Origin of the sequence: Streptomyces sp. NPDC059456, assembly GCF_042750055.1 — a bacterium.
Lineage (GTDB): Bacteria > Actinomycetota > Actinomycetes > Streptomycetales > Streptomycetaceae > Streptomyces.
The window spans coordinates 7,276-10,183 of the sequence record NZ_JBHYVA010000275.1; the positions used below are offsets into that span (position 1 = coordinate 7,276).

Below are 2,908 nucleotides of genomic sequence, written 5' to 3' on the forward strand. Positions count from 1 at the left end.
TTAGTTTGTTAGCTGGTGCTGGTGCCTCTCGGGGGGGGGCGCGGGCCGTGAGCCCCCCCCCCCCGCCCCGAGTCACAGCATCGACGCAGGTCAGCCCTTGCGGGCCTGGATCTCCTCGGTCAGCTGCGGGACGACCGCGAAGAGGTCGCCGACCACGCCGTAGTCGACGAGGTCGAAGATCGGGGCCTCGGCGTCCTTGTTGATGGCCACGATGGTCTTCGACGTCTGCATGCCGGCCCGGTGCTGGATCGCGCCCGAGATGCCGGAGGCGATGTACAGCTGCGGGGAGACCGACTTGCCGGTCTGGCCGACCTGGTTGGAGTGCGGGTACCAGCCGGCGTCGACGGCGGCGCGCGAGGCACCGACGGCCGCACCGAGGGAGTCCGCGAGGGCCTCGATGATGCCGAAGTTCTCGGCACCGTTGACGCCACGGCCGCCGGAGACGACGATCGCGGCCTCGGTCAGCTCGGGACGGCCGGTCGACTCGCGCGGGGTGCGGGAGACGACCTTGGTGCCGGTGGCCAGGGCGCCGAAGGTGACGGCGAGCGCCTCGACGGCACCGGCGGCCGGGGCGGCCTCGACCGGAGCCGAGTTCGGCTTGACGGTGATGACCGGGGTGCCCTTGGAGACGCGGGACTTGGTGGTGAAGGACGCGGCGAACGCGGACTGCGTCGCGACCGGACCCTCGTCACCCGCCTCCAGGTCGACGGCGTCGGTGATGATGCCGGAGCCGATGCGCACGGCCAGGCGGGCGGCGATCTCCTTGCCCTCGGCGGAGGACGGGACGAGCACGGCGGCCGGGGAAACGGCCTCGTACGCGGCCTGGAGCGCGTCCACCTTCGGTACGACGAGGTACTCGGCGAACTCGGGGGCGTCGGCGGTGAGGACCTTGACGGCACCGTGCTCGGCGAGCACGGCGGCGGTGGCCTCGGCACCGGCGCCGAGGGCGACGGCGACGGGCTCGCCGACGCGGCGGGCCAGCGTCAGCAGCTCGAGGGTGGGCTTGCGGACGGCGCCGTCCACGTGGTCGACGTAGACGAGAACTTCAGCCATGGGACTGCTCTCCTGCGATTGCGAAGTATCTGGGGGCTAACAGGGGTGACCGAAGTCCTTAGATGAACTTCTGGCCGGCCAGGAACTCGGCCAGCTGCTTGCCGCCCTCGCCCTCGTCCTTGACGATCGTGCCGGCGGTGCGGGCCGGGCGCTGCGCCGCGGAGTCCACCGCGGTCCAGGAGCCCTCGAGGCCGACCTCGTCCGCCTCGATCTCCAGCTCCTCCAGGTCCCAGGACTCCACCGGCTTCTTCTTGGCGGCCATGATGCCCTTGAAGGAGGGGTAGCGGGCCTCGCCCGACTGGTCCGTCACGGAGACGAGCGCCGGGAGGGAGGCCTCCAGCTGCTCGCTCGCGGAGTCGCCGTCGCGGCGGCCCGTGACGGTGCCGTCCTCGACCTTGACCTCGGAGAGCAGGGTGACCTGCGGGACGCCCAGGCGCTCGGCCAGGATCGCCGGGAGCACGCCCATGGTGCCGTCGGTCGAGGCCATGCCGGTGATGACCAGGTCGTAGCCGGCCTTCTCGATCGCCTTGGCGAGCACCAGCGAGGTGCCCATGACGTCGGTGCCGTGCAGGTCGTCGTCCTCGACGTGGATGGCCTTGTCGGCACCCATGGACAGCGCCTTGCGCAGCGCGTCCTTGGCGTCCTCGGGGCCCACCGTCAGGACGGTGATCTCGGCGTCGTCGGCGTCTTCGGCGATCTGCAGCGCCTGCTCGACGGCGTACTCGTCGAGCTCCGACAGCAGACCGTCGACGTCGTCGCGGTCGACCGTCAGGTCATCGGCGAAGTGCCGGTCGCCGGTGGCGTCGGGCACGTACTTCACACAGACAACGATCCTCAGGCTCACGCCGGCTCTCCTACCGCATCGTCTTTTTTCTGATACCGCCTTGTGCAGGCAGCATAGGCGCCTTGTCGGGCGGATCCCGGTCGGGGCGGCCCGCGCTCCGAAGGGAATGTTACTCGTCAGTACACCGTGGGTCCTCCACGGTTGCAAGGCCGCTGAACTGTGATCTGTCCAACGCCACCCGAACCCGCCCCAGCAGGGACGATTCAGTCGCGCAACGCGTTGAAGCGACCCTGGTGGTACAGCAGCGGCCGGCCCTCGCCGGCCGGGTCGCCGACCACGGCCTCCGCGATGATCACCCGGTGCTCCCCGGCGGGCACCCGCGCCACGACCCGGCACACCAGCCACGCCAGTACGCCGTCCAGCACCGGCACGTCATGCGGACCCGGCGCCCACCGGGTGCCGGTGCCGAACCGGTCGGCTCCGCTGCGGGCGAACAGGCCCGCGAGATCCTTCTGGTGCTCGCCGAGTATGTGGACGCCGAGGTGCTCGGAGTCGCGTATCGCGGGCCAGCTGGAGGCTCCGGTGGCGATCGTGAAGGACAGCAGCGGGGGGTCGGCGGACACCGAGTTCAGGGAGGTCGCGGTGAACCCGACCGGCCGCCCGCCGTCCTCGGCGGTGATCACGGCCACACCGGCGGCATGCCTCCGGAAGGCGGAGCGGAGCAGGTCGGGCGAGCCGGGCTGGCCGGATGCGGATCGTACGGACGGGGCCGAGGGGGCCGTGGTCACCGGCGGGGCTGTCATCGGGGAGCTTCCTTCTGCCGCGGAGGCGGCGGGCACGGGCGCGGTCGGATCGGGTCGGGGGCCGGGGTCGTTCAGTGGCCCCGACAACGCGCGCTCGCGTAGCGGACGAGGTCCACGTGGACCCGCCCGTAAAGCAGGAGTTCATACCGCATGCCGCCAGCCTGGCGATCTCCCGTGTACACAGTCAAGCCGCATCGGGCAGATGCGAGGCGCGTCACCCTGCGTGCGGGCGCGTGTACCGGCGTGCCCGTCATACCGCGGCACCCAG

The 2,908-nt window shown here is 71.3% G+C and carries 4 protein-coding genes; all 4 read right to left on the reverse strand.

Going from position 1 to position 2,908, the window contains the following annotated elements; all coding sequences use genetic code 11:
- Window positions 1–90 precede the first annotated feature (90 nt).
- The 4 genes from ACFXA3_RS22970 to ACFXA3_RS22985 all read right to left on the reverse strand — a co-directional run bounded on the left by ACFXA3_RS22970 (window position 91) and on the right by ACFXA3_RS22985 (window position 2,894).
- Complete coding sequence (locus tag ACFXA3_RS22970; protein ID WP_385189470.1) at window positions 91–1,053, reverse strand: electron transfer flavoprotein subunit alpha/FixB family protein; 963 nt, start codon at window positions 1,051–1,053, stop codon at window positions 91–93.
- Window positions 1,054–1,111: 58 nt separating this feature from the next.
- Window positions 1,112–1,897, reverse strand: a complete 786-nt coding sequence (locus ACFXA3_RS22975) for an electron transfer flavoprotein subunit beta/FixA family protein (RefSeq protein WP_054226312.1) — start codon at window positions 1,895–1,897, stop codon at window positions 1,112–1,114.
- A 203-nt stretch (window positions 1,898–2,100) separates the two neighbouring features.
- A complete protein-coding gene (locus tag ACFXA3_RS22980) occupies window positions 2,101–2,640 on the reverse strand; it encodes a flavin reductase family protein (RefSeq protein ID WP_385189473.1) in 540 nt (179 codons plus the stop codon).
- Window positions 2,641–2,711: 71 nt separating this feature from the next.
- A complete protein-coding gene (locus tag ACFXA3_RS22985; protein ID WP_385189475.1) occupies window positions 2,712–2,894 on the reverse strand; it encodes a putative leader peptide in 183 nt (60 codons plus the stop codon).
- Between the last annotated feature and the right edge of the window lie 14 nt (window positions 2,895–2,908).